Origin of the sequence: Weizmannia sp. FSL K6-0777 (assembly GCF_038593185.1) — a bacterium.
Classification (GTDB): Bacteria; Bacillota; Bacilli; order Bacillales; family Bacillaceae_C; genus Weizmannia; species Weizmannia faecalis.
The window spans coordinates 1,461,099-1,476,976 of record NZ_CP151971.1; the positions used below are offsets into that span (position 1 = coordinate 1,461,099).

Genomic DNA, 15,878 nt, shown 5'->3' on the forward strand with positions numbered 1-15,878 from the left:
CGGGGCGGCTGCCGGATTGTTTCGGACAGCCGCCCCGTTTCCAGCGAAGCCGGGAAAAGGCCGGGCTGGAAACGGGCAAGAGATACTTCACGTTCGAACATGAATCGTCACTCTGAACGGACATTCGGTTAACGGAAGGAGACAAGGAGGAGAAGGAATGGAAATATTAAAAGTTTCAGCAAAATCTAATCCTAATTCTGTAGCTGGTGCACTTGCCGGTGTTCTTCGTGAAAGAGGGGGGGCGGAAATCCAGGCGATCGGGGCGGGCGCCATTAATCAGGCTGTAAAAGCCGTTGCCATCGCAAGAGGGTTTGTGGCCCCGAGCGGTGTGGATTTAATTTGCATCCCGGCTTTCACGGATATTCAGATTGAAGGAGAAGAAAGAACCGCTATTAAACTCATCATTGAACCCCGCTGATATAGATTGAAAAGAAACGCTGTTTGCAGAAGCAGACAGCTTTTTTTTGTATGGAAAAAAGGTTTGCGGAAACTGTCATACTTTATCAGCAAAAAGAACCCGTCCACGTGATAAAGTAAAATCGTGGCGCGCTTTATCTTTGCGCCTTTTTTACTGCAGCCTGAAAAGTGGCTGAAGGAGGGGTGGAAGTTGATCCATATCATTGCTACTGCTGAATCGTCCGGGCAGGCTGAAGCGCTGATTGCGGCCGGAGTGGATACCCTCTATATCGGGGGGAACCGTTTCGGCTTGCGCATGCCCGGCCATATCACGCTTGAAGACATAGGCGACATTACAAAGTTTGCACACCGGCAGAATAGAAAAGTGTATACAGCCGTTAACGGATTGATGCATAACGGCCATATAGAGGCGCTTCCGGAATATTTGTTATCACTTGAAAAAGCGGGAGTGGATGCGATTACTGCCGGGGATCCGGGCGTGATACAGCTCTTAAAAGAAATGAAACTGAATCTGCCTTATATTTACGATGCACAGACGCTTGTCACATCGGCAAACCAGATAAAGTTCTGGCTCAAACGCGGGGCAATAGGGGCCGTGGCGGCGCGCGAATGTACTTTTATTGAATTAAAAGAGATACAGGCGCAAATCAAGCAACCCGTCGAGGTACAAGTATACGGCCCGACATGCATCCACCACTCGAAGCGCCGCTTGCTTTCGAATTACACCCAATTTGCGCATCTTAATGCCGGCACAACTGTCCGTGACAGGCTCAGCATCAGCGAGAAAAAAGACAGGGAAAATCAGTATCCGCTTTTTGAGGATGAAAATGGCACCCATATTTTTTCCGCAGAAGACATTGCGCTCATTCGGTATTTGCCGGATCTGCACAGGGCGGGGCTGGATACGTGGAAACTCGACGGCATTTTGGCCGAAGGGGAAACCTTTACGGATATTGCCGCCCTTTATGTCCGGGCAAAAGAAGCGGTGCTGTCCGGCACTTTTGATGCGGCGCGTTTTTCAGCTGAGCTTTTGCAATTGCAGCCGGAAACGCGGAAGCTTGGCACGGGGTTTTTCCTGCGGCAGCCGGATGAAGTACAGTAGGAGGGAGAATATGCGAAACATCATCAAAAAACCGGAAGTGCTTGCGCCGGCCGGAAATCTTGAAAAACTGGAAATCGCCGTCCGCTATGGCGCGGATGCCGTATATATTGGCGGACAGGCTTACGGCTTGCGTTCAAGAGCCGGCAATTTTACGTATGACGAAATGAAGGAAGGGGTCCGCTTTGCGCATGCCCGCGGCGCAAAAGTGTATGTAGCTGCAAATATGGTCGGCCATGAAGGCGATGATGAAGGGGCAGGGGATTTTTTCCGCACATTAAAGGAGATCGGGATTGACGCTGTCATCATCTCCGACCCGGGTTTTATCACCATTTGTATGGAAGAGGCGCCCGGCCTTGCCGTCCATTTGTCGACCCAGGCTTCTGCAACAAATTACAAAGCGCTTCAGTTCTGGGAGCAGGAAGGGGTCGAAAGGGTGGTCCTGGCCCGCGAAGTCAGCCTTGAAGAAATCCGCGAAATCCGGAAAAATACCGGTATGGAAATAGAGGCGTTTGTACAGGGGGCGATGTGCATTTCGTATTCCGGGCGTTGCGTACTGTCCAATCATATGGCGAACCGCGATGCAAACCGCGGCGGATGCGCCCAGTCATGCCGTTGGAAATATGACTTGTTTGAAAATGAAGGAGCCGACATCTTAACAGCTGGCGGCGAGCCGTTTTCCATGAGTGCGGTGGACCTTACGATGATCCATCACGTGCCGGAATTGATTGAAGCGGGTGTGGGAAGTTTTAAAATTGAAGGCAGAATGAAGTCGATCCACTATGTTTCGACTGTGGCGAATGTGTACCGGGCGATTGTCGATGCCTATTGTGAAGATCCGGACCATTTTGTTTTTGACCCGGCGTGGGAGGAAGAAATTTGGAAAGTGGCACAACGGGAACTGGCCACCGGTTTTTACTTTGGGGAACCGGATGCCCACCAGCAACTGTTCGGGCGCCCCCGCAAAATTCCGAAATATACTTTCGCTGCCCGTGTTTTGGATTACGATCCGGCTACAAAAATCGCCACGCTTGAACAGCGCAACCATTTTACGACAGGGGAAGAAGTGGAGTTTTACGGGCCGGGATTTGCCCGTTTCACCCAAACCATCCGCAAGCTTTGGGATGAAGACGGCAAGTGCATTGAACGTGCCCCGAATGCGATGATGACCGTGAAAACAATCGTCGACCATCCTGTAAAACCTTATGATTTGATGCGGATACGCAAAATGCCGGTGAGTACGGCACGCTTTTCAAACTTTCCTGGACAGGCTCCAAGTGAATGAAAATTTACCTCAAAACGGCGGGATACAAAAATACGTTCCCGCCGTTTTTGCATCCCCGGCTTTCGTCAATTTGCCTTCCAATGGTATGCAAAACAGGTGAAACTATGCAATATTGCATAAGAAACTTTCCGTTTTTCCCCCTACCCCTCCGAACTCCCGCGACTGCTTTTCCTGAATTCTGAGTTTTTCAAATCCTCCTCTTGTTTTTCTAATAATTGGTATGAAAATTGCAAAGATGTAGAATAATAGGCCTTCGCATGGATGGAAGCGGAGCAGCCTTATTAGCGTACCAAAAAGCAAACATCTTTGATTCGTGGAAGAGAGAGGGAGGATGATAAAATTGGAGAATGCGACATTAAAGCGTTCACTCGGTTTATGGGCCATCGTCGGACTTGGATTAGGGTATATGACGCCTACCATTGTGTTTGATACTTTTGGCATCGTATCAAAGGAAACCAACGGGGTGGTGCCGCTTGCCTATATCACTGCGTTGATTGTCATGCTGTTTACCGCCATCAGTTACGGGAAGATGGTAAAAGTTTTCCCGAACGCCGGATCTGCCTACACGTATACAAGGGAAACGATGAACCCCCATCTCGGTTTCCTTGTCGGGTGGGCGGCGTTGCTCGACTATTTGCTGTTGCCCATGGTGAATGCTTTAATTATCCGGATTTATATGGTATCCGTCTTTCCAAACGTGCCCGCCTGGATCTGGGTGGTGACGTATGTAGCCGCCGTGACGGGCATCAATGTATGGAGCATGGGGAAAACGTCCAATATGAACACCATTCTTGTCGTTTTTGAACTCGTGCTAATCGGTGCTTTTCTTGTGCTGGCCGTTGTACAATTTTCGCACGGAATGGGAAAAGGTACGGTTTTCACTTTCGATCCGCTTTACCACTCCAATGTCCGTTTGAGCGCGGTCCTGACCGGAGCGACAGTCGTATGCTTCTCGTTTATCGGCTTTGATGCGGTAACGATGTATGCGGAGGAAGCGAAAGATCCCAAAATCATGCCGAGAGCGATCATGCTAACGGTTTTTATCGGCGGTGCGGTCTTCTTTATCGCCAGTTATTTCGCGCAAGCCTTGTTTCCGGACGTTTCCCATTTTAAAAACACGGATGACACATTGCCCGAAATCGGATTGTATGTGGGCGGAACGCTGTTTAAATTATTGTTTATTTCCGGTGCATTTGCCGCCACGGTTGCGTCCGGCCTTGCTTCCCATGCCAGTGTTTCGCGGCTGTTATATGTGATGGGGAGAAACGGCGTCCTGCCGAAGCGATGGTTCGGGTACGTGCATCCGAAATTCCGGACCCCCGCATGGAATGTAATCCTTGTCGGCCTGGTGTCGCTGCTTGCGATCACGCCCAGCCTGGAACTCATTTCCTCGTTTATCAACTTTGGCGCCCTGATTGCTTTTACATTCGTCAATTTATCTGTTATTGCCTTCTTTGTCTTCCGGAAAAAGCGCTATAAAACGGCAAAAGATGTGTTTTCCTACCTGGTGATGCCTTTAGCCGGGGCAGGGCTGACGGGCGTTTTATGGTCCAACTTGCAAAAAGACGCCCTCATTTTCGGCATTATCTGGTCAGGCATCGGATTTATTTATATGGCGATCCAAACGAAATTTTTCCGCAAGCAGGTCATCGATTTTCAATTGGATGAAGCAGAAAAAACTTCTATTCTTTAAGATAAAAAGCAATGGTTACATGGCAGAAGATGTGCAGGCATCTTCTTTTTTTGTGCCGGACTATTTCCAATATTAAAATATAGTGATACTATATTTTTAGAAGGTGCAAGGAGGAATCGCAATGCCGGCAATTGCAAAAGAAAAAATAAAGCCGATCATCCCCTTTTCGGTTGACGGTGAAGAAGATTTAAGGCTGGCGTTACAAAAGCATAAAGGGCCTTTTCTGTTTTTAAAGAAGGACGGAGAATTATTTGCCTATGCCTTGCTGAATCATCAACTGCTGGAAAAGCTTAAAAAAGGCAACTTTTCAAAAGAAACCCTGCTTCGCCACGCAAAACCGCTTGACGGGATCAGCCGTCTCGATGACCATATTTCCATTACGAGCTTGTTCCAAATCATTGGTGAACCATTTGCGCTTGTGAGAAGCGAAGATGGCCGCCCGTCCGGCTACATCCAAAGAGAGGACATGCTGGCGGAGCTCTTTAAACAGGAAAACGAAAGCGCCCACTTTCTGAAAATCTTGCTCGCATCGATCCCAATGGGCATTTTTGTGCTCAACAGGGAAAAACGGATCATCCATTGTAACGAAGCAGGTTTACGAATGATTAAATTGCCGCACGAAGCGGTGCTGAATGCCCCTGGTAAAAGTATTTTCAGCCATGACCATATCGCAAAAGCGTTTGAAACCGGGAAAACGTATCTGAACCATCTTGAATTCGCAAACGGGGTCGGGGTTTTGGCCGACTACAGCCCGATTCAAAATTTCGCCGGTGAAGTTGAAGGCCTGATCATTGTCGTTCAGGATTTGCCGATGGTAGAAGAAATGGCACTTGAAATCGAATATATAAAAGACTTAAATAAAGACTTGAATGCGATTCTGTCGACGATTTATGACGAAATTCTTGTCGTCAATGCAAAGGGCGAACTGCTTCGCTACGGGGAGAACATCATTGAAGATTTCTGGCAGGTGGACGTAAAAACGCTGATCGGGAAAAATATCCTCGATTTTGAAGACCAGGGCTTATTCACCCCGTCGGTTATAAGGCTCGTGATGGAAAAACGGAAAAAAGTATCCGTTGTGCAGGAAACGCGGACGGGAAGAAAGATTCTGGCCGTCGGGAACCCGGTTTTTAATGAAAAAGGCGCGCTTGACCGGATCATTATTGCATCAAGAGACATAACCGAGACGACCCGGTTAAAAACCGAACTGAAAGAGATGAAAGAAATTTCAGCCCGGTACAAAAAAGAGCTCGACCAGTTCAAAAACAAAGACCGGTTTTTGAAAAAAATGATTTACTGCAGCCCGAAAATGGAAAAAATCATGCACCAGGTAAAGAAAATCGCCGAATTTTCGTCCACTGTTTTACTGTCCGGCGAATCGGGCGTCGGAAAAGAAGTCATTGCCCAGGCGATCCACCAATTCGGGAAAAGGTCGGAAAAACCGTTTTTAAAACTGAACTGCGGTGCGATTCCGGAAACTTTGCTGGAAAGCGAATTGTTCGGATATGTCAAAGGCGCCTTTACAGGTGCGGAAAAAAACGGAAAAGAAGGATACTTTAAGCAGGCGGACGGCGGCATTTTGTTCCTTGATGAAATCGGCGAATTGCCGGTGCACTTGCAGGTCAAATTGCTGCGGGTGCTGCAGGAACAGGAAGTGATCCCGATCGGCAGCACAACCCCCATTAAAATCGATGTCCAGATCATTACGGCGACAAACCAAAACCTGGCAAAAATGGTGGAAGAGGGACGGTTCCGGGAAGATTTATATTACCGGTTGAACGTCATTCCGATCCGGATCCCGCCGCTCCGGGAACGGCCGGAAGATATATCGCTGCTTGCCTTCCACTTTTTGCAACAATTAAACGAAAAATACGGCCGGAAGTTTTATTTAACCCCGGATGCGATCAATGTGCTGGAATGTTATCCGTGGCCGGGAAATGTGAGGGAACTGCAAAATATTATTGAAAGGCTGGTCGTCACTGCGGACCATGCTGCCATCGACGGCGGGTTTGTCAGCCAGTTTTTAACATTCGGCTCTGAAAGGAAAAAAATGAAGCCGGTCGTCACAAGAATCATGCCGTTGCAGGAGGCGATGGAGTCCGTGGAGGAGCAGCTCATTTTGCAGGCCATGAACCAGTATAAAACGACAACAAAAGCGGCGAAAGCACTGGGCATCAGCCAGTCTTCCGTCAGCCGCAAATATCAAAAAATATTAAACAAGAAAAACAGGAAAACAGAGGATCCCGTTTTCAAGTAAAGCTTCTTCTAAAAACCCCTGCTGCCGCAAACAAAGCCTAAAAAACGGCGGGACGCTACCATTCACAGTGTCCCGCCGTTTTTTTGCAGCCTGCAACTTGTTTCAGTGCCTCCCGGTGTAAACGCGCCGGTTTTCTTTTTTACTTTCCCCGCTCCGTTTCCATGCAGAAAAAAATAGCATTATGCAAAACTGCATAATGCTGTGCGCGCGAAACCGCATAAATCAGGCTGAAAATTAATTGGCACCCTTCTTGCAAGATTATTCGTCGAAGAGAATAAAGGAGGATGAAAAATGGTCGGGGTACAACAATCCGTCATCAACCTGAAAATGTATATTAACGGCGAATGGATCGATGCAGATAACCGGGAAACGCGTGCCATAAAAAATCCTGCGAACGGTGAAACCATCGCCATTGCCCCGGAAGGCACCACCCGTGATGCCCATGAAGCAGTAGATGCAGCCCGAAAAGCTTTTGAGTCAGGGGTATGGTCCGGCCTCTCTGCACAGGAAAGAGCAGCATATTTATTTCAAGTTGCCGATAAAATCGACGAAAACGCGAAGGCTTTAACCAGGCTTGAAACGTTGGACAACGGGAAACCGTTAAGAGAAGCAAGCTATGATATTGCCGATGCGGCTGCCTGTTTCCGTTACTACGCCGGCTTAATTACGAAGCCTGACGGGTTTACCTACCATGTCGCAGATCCGATGCAGGCAATGGTTGTCCGGGAACCCGTCGGGGTATGCGGCCTTATCGTGCCATGGAATTATCCGCTTTTAATGAGCGTCTGGAAAATCGCGCCGGCACTGGCAGCCGGAAATACGATCGTTTTTAAACCGTCCGAGGTGACGCCGGTGACAGCCATGAAGCTCTTTGAAATCTTTGAAGAAATCGGCTTGCCGAAAGGTGTCGCCAATATGGTCATGGGCGCGGGGCCGGTAGTAGGCGAGGAGATCGTCACCCATCCGGAAGTGGATATGATTTCCTTTACCGGCGGCACGAAAACCGGGAAACATCTGATGCGGCAGGCGGCCGATACGTTGAAAAAAGTTTCCCTTGAACTCGGCGGGAAATCTCCGAATATTATTTTTGCCGATGCAGATTTTGAAACGGCCGTTGATTACGCCTTGTACGGCATTTTCAGCGGGGCCGGCCAGGTATGTTCCGCCGGCTCGAGAATCCTTGTTGAAGAAAGCTTGTACGAAAGATTTGTCTCCCATTTTGTGGAAAGAGCCGCCAAAATTAAAGTCGGGCCGGGGGATGATCCGGATACGGAAATGGGCCCGCTTGTCAGCGAAGAACATATGAAAAAAGTGCTTTCTTATATTGAAATCGGCAAGCAGGAAGGCGCCACCTTAGCGCTTGGCGGCAACCGCCTATTGGAAAACGGGCTGGATAAAGGGTATTTTGTCGGGCCGGCCGTGTTTGTGGATGTTAAACAAAACATGCGGATTGTCCAGGAGGAAATTTTCGGCCCTGTCGTTGTTATTCAAAAATTCAAGGATGAGGCGGAAGCTGTAAAATTGGCCAATGACACGGTATACGGGCTGGCCGGTGCGGTTTTCTCCAATGACGGGGCCAAGGCGTTAAGGGTCATTAAAAAGATCCGGTCCGGCATTACGTGGATCAATTCCTATCATCCTACTTATAACGAAGCGCCGTGGGGCGGCTATAAACAAAGCGGGATCGGGCGCAGCCTCGGCACATTCGGGCTCGAAGAATTTCAGGAAATCAAACAAATCAACATCAATTTACAAGTGGAACCAACCGGCTGGTTTTCACATGAAAAATAAGGAGAGATCATAAATGGGGATAGATATCAAACAAGAGAAGAAAAACAGCGAAGAACAAGCGGTACTCGGTTATATTCATAAAGTGCTGAATTTAATTGAAAAACAGGAAGTCACGCAGGAAGAAGCGGAATGGATTACGAAGGAAACGGTGGACGGATTCCGCGAATATGTGAATCCGGGCTTTCTGGAATACCGGAAAACCGTGACGGAAGGCGGCCAGTTTGCGGCAGTCGAATGGTCCGACAGCGGCGCCTGTTTTAAAGATGTAAACGGCAAAGAATATATCGACTGTCTGGGCGGTTTCGGAATCTACAATGTCGGGCACCGTAATCCGAAAGTCGTAAAAGCTGTGACCGACCAGCTGAAACGCCAGGCGCTCCACAGCCAGGATTTGCTTGACCCGCTTCGGGCCATGCTTGCAAAAATATTGGCGGATATCACGCCCGGCGATTTAAAATATGCGTTTTTCACAAACAGCGGAACGGAAAGCGTGGAAGCGGCATTGAAACTCGCAAAAATGTACAGCGACCGGACAACCATCATTTCGACTACCCGTGCTTTTCATGGGAAAAGCCTCGGTTCATTGTCCGGGACGGCGAAAGGCATGTTCCGCAAACCATTCCTTCCGCTTGTTCCGGGCTTCCGCCATATCCCGTACGGCGACATTGACATGATGCGAAAAACGTTTGAAACATGCGCCCTTGTCGGAGAAGATGTTGCAGCCGTCATGCTGGAGCCGATCCAAGGGGAAGGCGGCATTATTCTCCCGCCGGAGGGCTACTTGCAACAAGTCCGTGAACTTTGCGATGCGTTTGGCGCGCTGCTCATTTTTGATGAAGTGCAGACCGGCATGGGCCGTACCGGAAAAATGTTCGCGGCGGAACTTTACGGCGTCGTCCCGGATATTCTCTGTCTCGCGAAAGCTTTTGGCGGCGGTGTGATGCCTGCCGGCGCGGTGGTCGCGAAAGAAGAAGTGTTCAAAAGCTGGTTCCCGAATCCGTTCATGCATACTACCACTTTCGGCGGAAATCCGCTTGCCTGTGCTGCGGCAATTGCAACGATCGGTGTCCTCATCGAGGAAAAGCTGCCGGAACGCGCAGCTGTTGCCGGGGATTATTTCCTGAACGGCTTAAAAGAGGCGGCAAAAGGCCACGAAGACATTGTCCAGGAAGTCCGCGGGAAAGGGTTAATGATCGGGATAGAATTCCATTCGGATGAACTCGGTTATGAAGTGGCAAAAGGCATGTTTGACGGGGGCGTGCTTGTCGCAGGCACATTGATTAATTCGAAAACTTTGCGCTTTGAACCGGCACTTACAATCAGCTATGAAGAAATCGACCAGGTTATCCGTACGTTCAAACACGTTTTATCGCAAGTGAAGGCATAAAATGTAAAACGGAAGAGAAACGCAAAAAGCCTCTGCCTGAAACAGGAAGGGGCTTTTTGCGCCGGGCACGAAGGTAACGGCTTCTTTTTTCCCGGTAAAGCGCACAGCCCGGTGTTTTGCCAATGTGACACCGGCACAAACCGCGAATGAATCCGCGTTAAATGGTTAAACAAACGGCTTTTGAAGTCCGGATGTTCCGGGAATCGTGAAAAACTTGACACATACCGGGAACGGGGGTTTGTTGTAATAGGAGAAAAAACCATTTATACTGGTTATACGCATGATTTTTATATGGTTGCCGCAAATTGAGCGCGGCATGGTGCAAACAGAAAGGGGATTGCCATGAACGAGAAACAACGTTTGGAACAGCAGCAAGTGAACCCTGTAGAGCCTGCGGACAAAAAATCCGAAAAGGACTACAGCAAATATTTCCAATCGGTTTATATTCCGCCGAATTTAAAAGAAGCAAGAAAACGGAGCCGGAAACCAGTCCAGTATTTTAAAGACTTCGAAATCGATGAAGACTTAAAAGGCATGGGCGACGGATTGAAATTTTACATCCGGACTTACGGCTGCCAAATGAACGAACATGACACGGAAGTGATGGCCGGCATTTTTATGCAGCTTGGTTACACACCGACCGAAACGGTGGAAGATGCGGATGTGGTTCTGCTAAATACATGCGCCATCCGTGAAAATGCCGAAAATAAAGTGTTTGGCGAAATCGGCCACCTGAAACCGTTGAAAACGGAAAAACCGGACATGCTGATCGGGGTTTGCGGCTGTATGTCGCAGGAAGAATCCGTCGTCAATAAAATTTTGCAAAAACACCCGCATGTCGATATGGTTTTCGGCACCCACAACATTCACCGCCTGCCGCACATTTTAAAAGAAGCGTATATGTCCAAGGCAATGGTTGTGGAAGTATGGTCCAAAGAAGGCGACGTGATCGAAAGCCTGCCGAAAGTGCGCAAAGGCAACATCAAGGCATGGGTAAACATCATGTACGGATGCGATAAGTTCTGCACGTATTGTATCGTGCCGTATACGCGCGGAAAAGAGCGGTCAAGGCGTCCGGAAGACATCATCCAGGAAGTGCGTGAACTGGCAGCCAAAGGCTACAAGGAAATCACGCTGCTCGGCCAGAACGTCAATGCCTACGGAAAAGATTTTGATGACCTTGAATACGGACTTGGCGATTTGATGGATGATCTGCGCAAAATCAACATCCCGCGCATCCGCTTTACCACGAGCCATCCGCGCGATTTCGACGACCGTCTGATCGAAGTGCTGGCGAAAAAAGGAAACCTTGTCGAGCATATCCATCTTCCTGTCCAGTCTGGTTCAAGCGAAATTTTAAAAATTATGGGCCGCAAATATACGCGGGAACAATATTTGGAACTCGTCAGAAAAATCAAAGCCGCGATTCCGAATGTGGCGCTGTCTACCGATATTATTGTCGGTTTCCCAAACGAAACCGAAGAGCAGTTTGAAGAAACCTTGTCCCTGTATAAAGAAGTCGGGTTCGAAACGGCCTATACGTTTATTTATTCCCCGCGCGAAGGCACGCCGGCAGCCAGAATGAAAGATAATATCCCGATGGAAGTGAAAAAGGAAAGGCTGCAGCGCCTGAATGAACTCGTCAATGCCTATTCAAAAGCGGCCATGGAAAAATACGAAGGCCAGGTTGTGGAAGTGCTTGTAGAAGGCGAAAGCAAAAACAATCCGGAAATTTTAGCCGGTTACACACGCAAAAACAAACTCGTCAACTTCAAGGGGCCGAAATCAGCAATTGGAAAACTTGTGCAGGTAAAAATTACGAAGGCGAAAACATGGTCACTGGACGGGGAAATGGTGGCCGTGCCTGATCCGGCCGGGGTGGAAGCGTGATGCAGAAGTTTACAAAAGATGATATCGTCGCAAAAGCTGCCGAACTTGCGAAAATGATTGCGGAAACGGAAGAGGTCGATTTTTTTAAGCGGGCGGAAGCGCAAATCAATGAAAATGAGAGAGTCCGCAATTTAATTGCCAATATTAAAGCTTTGCAAAAGCAGGCTGTCAACTTGCAGCATTATGGAAAAAAAGAAGCATTAAAACAAGTAGAAGCCAAAATAGATAAACTGGAGGAAGAACTGGACGGCATCCCGGTCGTTCAGGAATTCAAGCAGTCACAGGTGGACGTAAACGACCTGCTCCAGATTGTCACAAATACCATTTCCAATACGGTCACGGATGAAATCATCAAATCGACCGGCGGCGATCTTTTAAAAGGCCAAACCGGATCCCAGGTGAAATATTCTTCCGGCACCCTCCACTGAAAAAAACGGTGTGCATCTGTGCACACCGTTTTTTTGGTGCGCAGCACAAGGCAAATCCATTGTACGGGCACCCTCCTATTGTCGCGGCATATGTTAGGATTACCCGGAGGTGGCGAGAAAAAGAATTGGCACACCGGCCTGGGTAAAAGCATAGGATGAATTGAAAATAGATGAGGAGGGTTCGCTCGAATGGCAGAATATAGAGAAATCATTACAAAAGCAGTCGTTGCGAAAGGGCGCAAATTTACGCAGTCCAATCATACGATTTGCCCGCCGCAGCATCCTTCGAGCATTTTAGGCTGCTGGATTATCAACCATAAGTACGAAGCCAGGAAAATAGATAAAGAAGTTAAAATCCGCGGCTCTTATGATGTGAACATCTGGTATTCCCATAATGACAATACGAAGACATCGGTCATGACGGAAAAAGTCGAGTATACCGATACCGTTAAATTGCATTACAGGGATCCGGATTGCCTGGACGACAAAGAAGTCATCGCAAGCGTCCTGCAGCAGCCGAATTGCATTGAAGCGGTCATTTCGCCAAACGGCAATAAAATCATTGTCAGTGTTGAAAGAGAGTTTCTCGTGGAAGTCATCGGAGAAACAAAGGTTTGTGTTGCCATCTCGCCTGAAGGATGCAGCGATGACGATGAATGGGAAGAAGAAAGCAGCGACGAGTTTGAAGAATTAAACCCTGACTTTTTAGTGGGAAGTGAAGAAGAATAGAAGCCACAAACTAGGAGACATGCACTCCTAGTTTTTTTCTGGGCATCCGGCGGTAAAAGCGCGGCCATTTGCCCCACCAAAACGCATGCTTAGAATGCACGCGAAATCCTGTAATGGGTTTTGACACAGGCAGAAAAAACCTGGCATCCCTGGAGGAGACATTGAAAATCAACAGACAAGGCCCGGCTTTGTAAAATGATCCGTATTTCAATTTATGAAGGCCTTCATGCAAATATGTTATAATAAACAGGATTGAAGAATGATTGAAAAGCAGGAAAGGAATTTGGTAAGAATGGCTGCGTATACCCCAATGATCCAGCAATATTTGCAAGTGAAGGCGGAATATCAGGATGCCTTTTTATTTTTCCGTCTCGGCGATTTTTATGAAATGTTCTTCGAAGATGCCATTAAAGCGTCCCAGGAACTGGAAATTACATTAACGAGCAGGGACGGCGGCGGCGACGAGAAAATCCCGATGTGCGGGGTACCGTACCATTCCGCCAGCACTTATATTGAACAGCTGATTGATAAAGGCTATAAAGTGGCGATATGTGAACAGATGGAAGACCCGAAACTGGCAAAGGGTGTTGTCAAGCGGGAAGTCATCCAGCTGATTACCCCTGGCACCTTGATGGAGGGCAAATCGCTCGCGGAAAAAGAAAACCACTATATTGCGTCTGTTGCATCCCCGGCGGACGGGAATTTCGCGATTGCCTATATAGATTTGTCAACAGGGGAGGGCAGGGCTTGTCTTTTGGAAGGCCCGTTTGAAGAAGTACTGAACGAACTGGCGTCGATCGGCGCAAAAGAAGCTGTGGTAGATCCGGAATTTCCGGATGAATACGCGCGGCTAATGAAAAATACAGGAAATATCACCATTTCGTTTGAAACGGATACGGCTGTAAAGGAAGGCTTTGAAAGGCTTCTGCCCCAGTTGGAACCGGAGCTTTTGCGGCTGGCTGCAGCAAGACTGTTAAACTATTTATTCCGCACGCAGAAAAGGAGCCTCGATCATCTGCAGCCGGTTGAAATGTATGAAGTCCGCCGGTTTTTAAATATTGATTATTACTCCAAGCGTAATCTCGAACTGACTGAGACGATCCGCGGGCAAGGCAAAAAAGGATCGCTTTTATGGCTGCTCGATGAAACGATGACAGCCATGGGCGGCAGGCTTTTAAAACAGTGGATCGGCCGGCCGCTGCTTAAGCAGGAAAAAATAGAAGCACGGCTTCAAATGGTGGAAACCTTTTTAAACCATTACTTTGAGCGGGAGGATATCCGCGAGCGCCTGAAGGAAGTATACGACCTGGAAAGGCTTGCCGGCCGGGTGGCATTTGGCAATGTGAATGCACGTGACCTCATCCAGCTGAAATGCTCGCTACAGCAAATTCCGGGTATCCGGGCGGTCATGGAAAGCTTGGAAAGCCCGGAAAGCAAAAAATTGGCGGCGCTTCTTGACCCGTGTGAAGAACTGACAGATTTGCTCGAACGCGCGATTGAGGACAATCCCCCGGTTTCCGTGAAGGAAGGCGGGATGATCCGCGACGGCTATAACGAAGAGCTGGACCGCTACCGCGACGCGAGCAAAAACGGCAAGCAGTGGATTGCAAGCCTCGAACGCGACGAGCGCGAGCGGACCGGAATCAAGTCGCTGAAAGTCGGATACAACCGCGTGTTCGGCTACTATATTGAAGTGACGAAGGCGAACCTCCACCTGCTCGAAGAAGGCCGGTATGAACGGAAACAGACGTTGGCGAACGCCGAGCGGTTCATCACACCGGAATTGAAAGAAAAAGAAGCGCTTATTTTACAGGCGGAAGAAAGAATGATCGATCTAGAATACGAGCTGTTTACGGAAATCCGGGCACATGTAAAAGAATTTATTCCCAGGCTGCAGCGCCTCGCAAAAGCGGTCAGCACGATTGATGTGCTGCAAAGCTTTGCCGTCGTAAGCGAAAAACGCCACTACACAAAGCCGGTATTCCGGGAAGACGGCGTGCTGAAGATTACGGAAGGGCGCCATCCGGTCGTGGAAAAAGTGCTCGATTCGCAAAGCTATGTGCCAAACGACTGCCTGATGGATGAAAACCGAGAGATTCTGCTGATTACCGGGCCGAACATGTCCGGGAAAAGCACGTATATGCGGCAAATTGCGCTGACGGTAATCCTTGCGCAAATCGGCTGCTTTGTGCCGGCACGCGAGGCGGAGCTGCCGGTTTTTGACAGGATTTTTACACGGATTGGCGCAGCCGATGATCTCATTTCCGGCCAGAGTACGTTCATGGTCGAAATGCTTGAAGCGAAAAACGCGATTGCAAACGCAACGGAACGAAGCCTGATTTTATTTGATGAAATCGGGCGCGGAACGTCTACATATGACGGGATGGCACTCGCCCAGGCGATGATCGAATACATCCATGATGAAATCGGGGCCAAAACGCTTTTTTCCACCCATTATCATGAGCTGACGGCGCTTTCTGCTGAACTGGGCAAGCTGCAAAACGTCCATGTCAGCGCCATGGAGCAAAACGGCAAAGTGGTTTTCCTCCATAAAATCAAAGAAGGCCCTGCAGATAAAAGTTACGGGATCCATGTGGCAAAGCTGGCCGGCCTGCCGGAACAAGTGATTCGCCGCGCCGAAAAAATTCTCCATGCGCTTGAAAACCAGGATAACGGCGAAACGCAGATGAACCCCCCGGAGGCGGCTGCTGCCACAGAGCCCGCGCAACTGTCCTTTTTTGAAGAGCCGGAAACGCCGCGTCAGAAAACGGTTGAAGCAAAGGAAAGAAAGGTGCTCAAGCAAATTAGGGAACTCGATTTGCTTGAGATGACGCCGCTTGCGGCCATGAATGCACTCTATGAGATTCAGAAAAAATTAAAAAAATAGGTGGTGTTGTCCGCG

11 protein-coding genes are annotated in these 15,878 nt (G+C 48.7%); all 11 read left to right on the forward strand.

Annotated elements, in window-relative coordinates:
• Positions 1–157 precede the first annotated feature (157 nt).
• The 11 genes from spoVS (at position 158) to mutS (ending at position 15,863) form a co-directional block, all read left to right on the forward strand.
• Positions 158–418, forward strand: coding sequence for a stage V sporulation protein SpoVS (gene spoVS / locus NST70_RS06765; RefSeq protein ID WP_014098499.1), 261 nt, complete (start codon positions 158–160; stop codon positions 416–418).
• A gap of 189 nt (positions 419–607) precedes the next feature.
• Complete coding sequence (locus NST70_RS06770) at positions 608–1,519, forward strand: peptidase U32 family protein (RefSeq protein ID WP_014098498.1); 912 nt, start codon at positions 608–610, stop codon at positions 1,517–1,519.
• Between the two features lie 10 nt (positions 1,520–1,529).
• Positions 1,530–2,801, forward strand: a complete 1,272-nt coding sequence (locus NST70_RS06775) for a U32 family peptidase (RefSeq protein WP_014098497.1) — start codon at positions 1,530–1,532, stop codon at positions 2,799–2,801.
• Between the two features lie 331 nt (positions 2,802–3,132).
• Positions 3,133–4,494, forward strand: coding sequence for an APC family permease (locus tag NST70_RS06780; protein WP_172653414.1), 1,362 nt, complete (start codon positions 3,133–3,135; stop codon positions 4,492–4,494).
• Between the two features lie 121 nt (positions 4,495–4,615).
• Complete coding sequence (locus NST70_RS06785; RefSeq protein ID WP_110133964.1) at positions 4,616–6,751, forward strand: sigma 54-interacting transcriptional regulator; 2,136 nt, start codon at positions 4,616–4,618, stop codon at positions 6,749–6,751.
• 291 nt (positions 6,752–7,042) lie between these two features.
• On the forward strand, positions 7,043–8,542 hold the full coding sequence (locus NST70_RS06790) for an aldehyde dehydrogenase family protein (RefSeq protein WP_342476027.1): 1,500 nt from the start codon (positions 7,043–7,045) through the stop codon (positions 8,540–8,542).
• Between the two features lie 13 nt (positions 8,543–8,555).
• A complete protein-coding gene (locus NST70_RS06795) occupies positions 8,556–9,929 on the forward strand; it encodes a putrescine aminotransferase (RefSeq protein ID WP_014098493.1) in 1,374 nt (457 codons plus the stop codon).
• A 342-nt stretch (positions 9,930–10,271) separates the two neighbouring features.
• Positions 10,272–11,819: a tRNA (N6-isopentenyl adenosine(37)-C2)-methylthiotransferase MiaB gene (gene miaB / locus NST70_RS06800; RefSeq protein ID WP_026683679.1), complete on the forward strand. Its 1,548-nt coding sequence runs from the start codon at positions 10,272–10,274 to the stop codon at positions 11,817–11,819.
• Positions 11,819–12,247, forward strand: a complete 429-nt coding sequence (locus tag NST70_RS06805; protein ID WP_014098491.1) for a RicAFT regulatory complex protein RicA family protein — start codon at positions 11,819–11,821, stop codon at positions 12,245–12,247. Before miaB ends, NST70_RS06805 begins: the two co-directional genes overlap by 1 nt.
• A gap of 189 nt (positions 12,248–12,436) precedes the next feature.
• Positions 12,437–12,976 carry an outer spore coat protein CotE gene (locus tag NST70_RS06810; protein WP_014098490.1) on the forward strand — a complete coding sequence of 180 codons (540 nt, stop codon included), beginning with the start codon at positions 12,437–12,439 and terminating at the stop codon, positions 12,974–12,976.
• A gap of 259 nt (positions 12,977–13,235) precedes the next feature.
• Positions 13,236–15,863, forward strand: coding sequence for a DNA mismatch repair protein MutS (gene mutS / locus NST70_RS06815; RefSeq protein WP_043052501.1), 2,628 nt, complete (start codon positions 13,236–13,238; stop codon positions 15,861–15,863).
• The last annotated feature ends 15 nt before the right edge of the window (positions 15,864–15,878 follow it).

Coding starts and splice junctions, on each gene's coding strand:
- spoVS (WP_014098499.1), top strand. CDS start 158: ATGGAAATATTAAAAGTTTCAGCAAAATCTAATCCTAATTCTGTAGCT.
- NST70_RS06775 (WP_014098497.1), top strand. CDS start 1,530: ATGCGAAACATCATCAAAAAACCGGAAGTGCTTGCGCCGGCCGGAAAT.
- NST70_RS06780 (WP_172653414.1), top strand. CDS start 3,133: ATGATAAAATTGGAGAATGCGACATTAAAGCGTTCACTCGGTTTATGG.
- NST70_RS06785 (WP_110133964.1), top strand. CDS start 4,616: ATGCCGGCAATTGCAAAAGAAAAAATAAAGCCGATCATCCCCTTTTCG.
- NST70_RS06790 (WP_342476027.1), top strand. CDS start 7,043: ATGGTCGGGGTACAACAATCCGTCATCAACCTGAAAATGTATATTAAC.
- NST70_RS06795 (WP_014098493.1), top strand. CDS start 8,556: ATGGGGATAGATATCAAACAAGAGAAGAAAAACAGCGAAGAACAAGCG.
- miaB (WP_026683679.1), top strand. CDS start 10,272: ATGAACGAGAAACAACGTTTGGAACAGCAGCAAGTGAACCCTGTAGAG.
- NST70_RS06805 (WP_014098491.1), top strand. CDS start 11,819: ATGCAGAAGTTTACAAAAGATGATATCGTCGCAAAAGCTGCCGAACTT.
- NST70_RS06810 (WP_014098490.1), top strand. CDS start 12,437: ATGGCAGAATATAGAGAAATCATTACAAAAGCAGTCGTTGCGAAAGGG.
- mutS (WP_043052501.1), top strand. CDS start 13,236: ATGATTGAAAAGCAGGAAAGGAATTTGGTAAGAATGGCTGCGTATACC.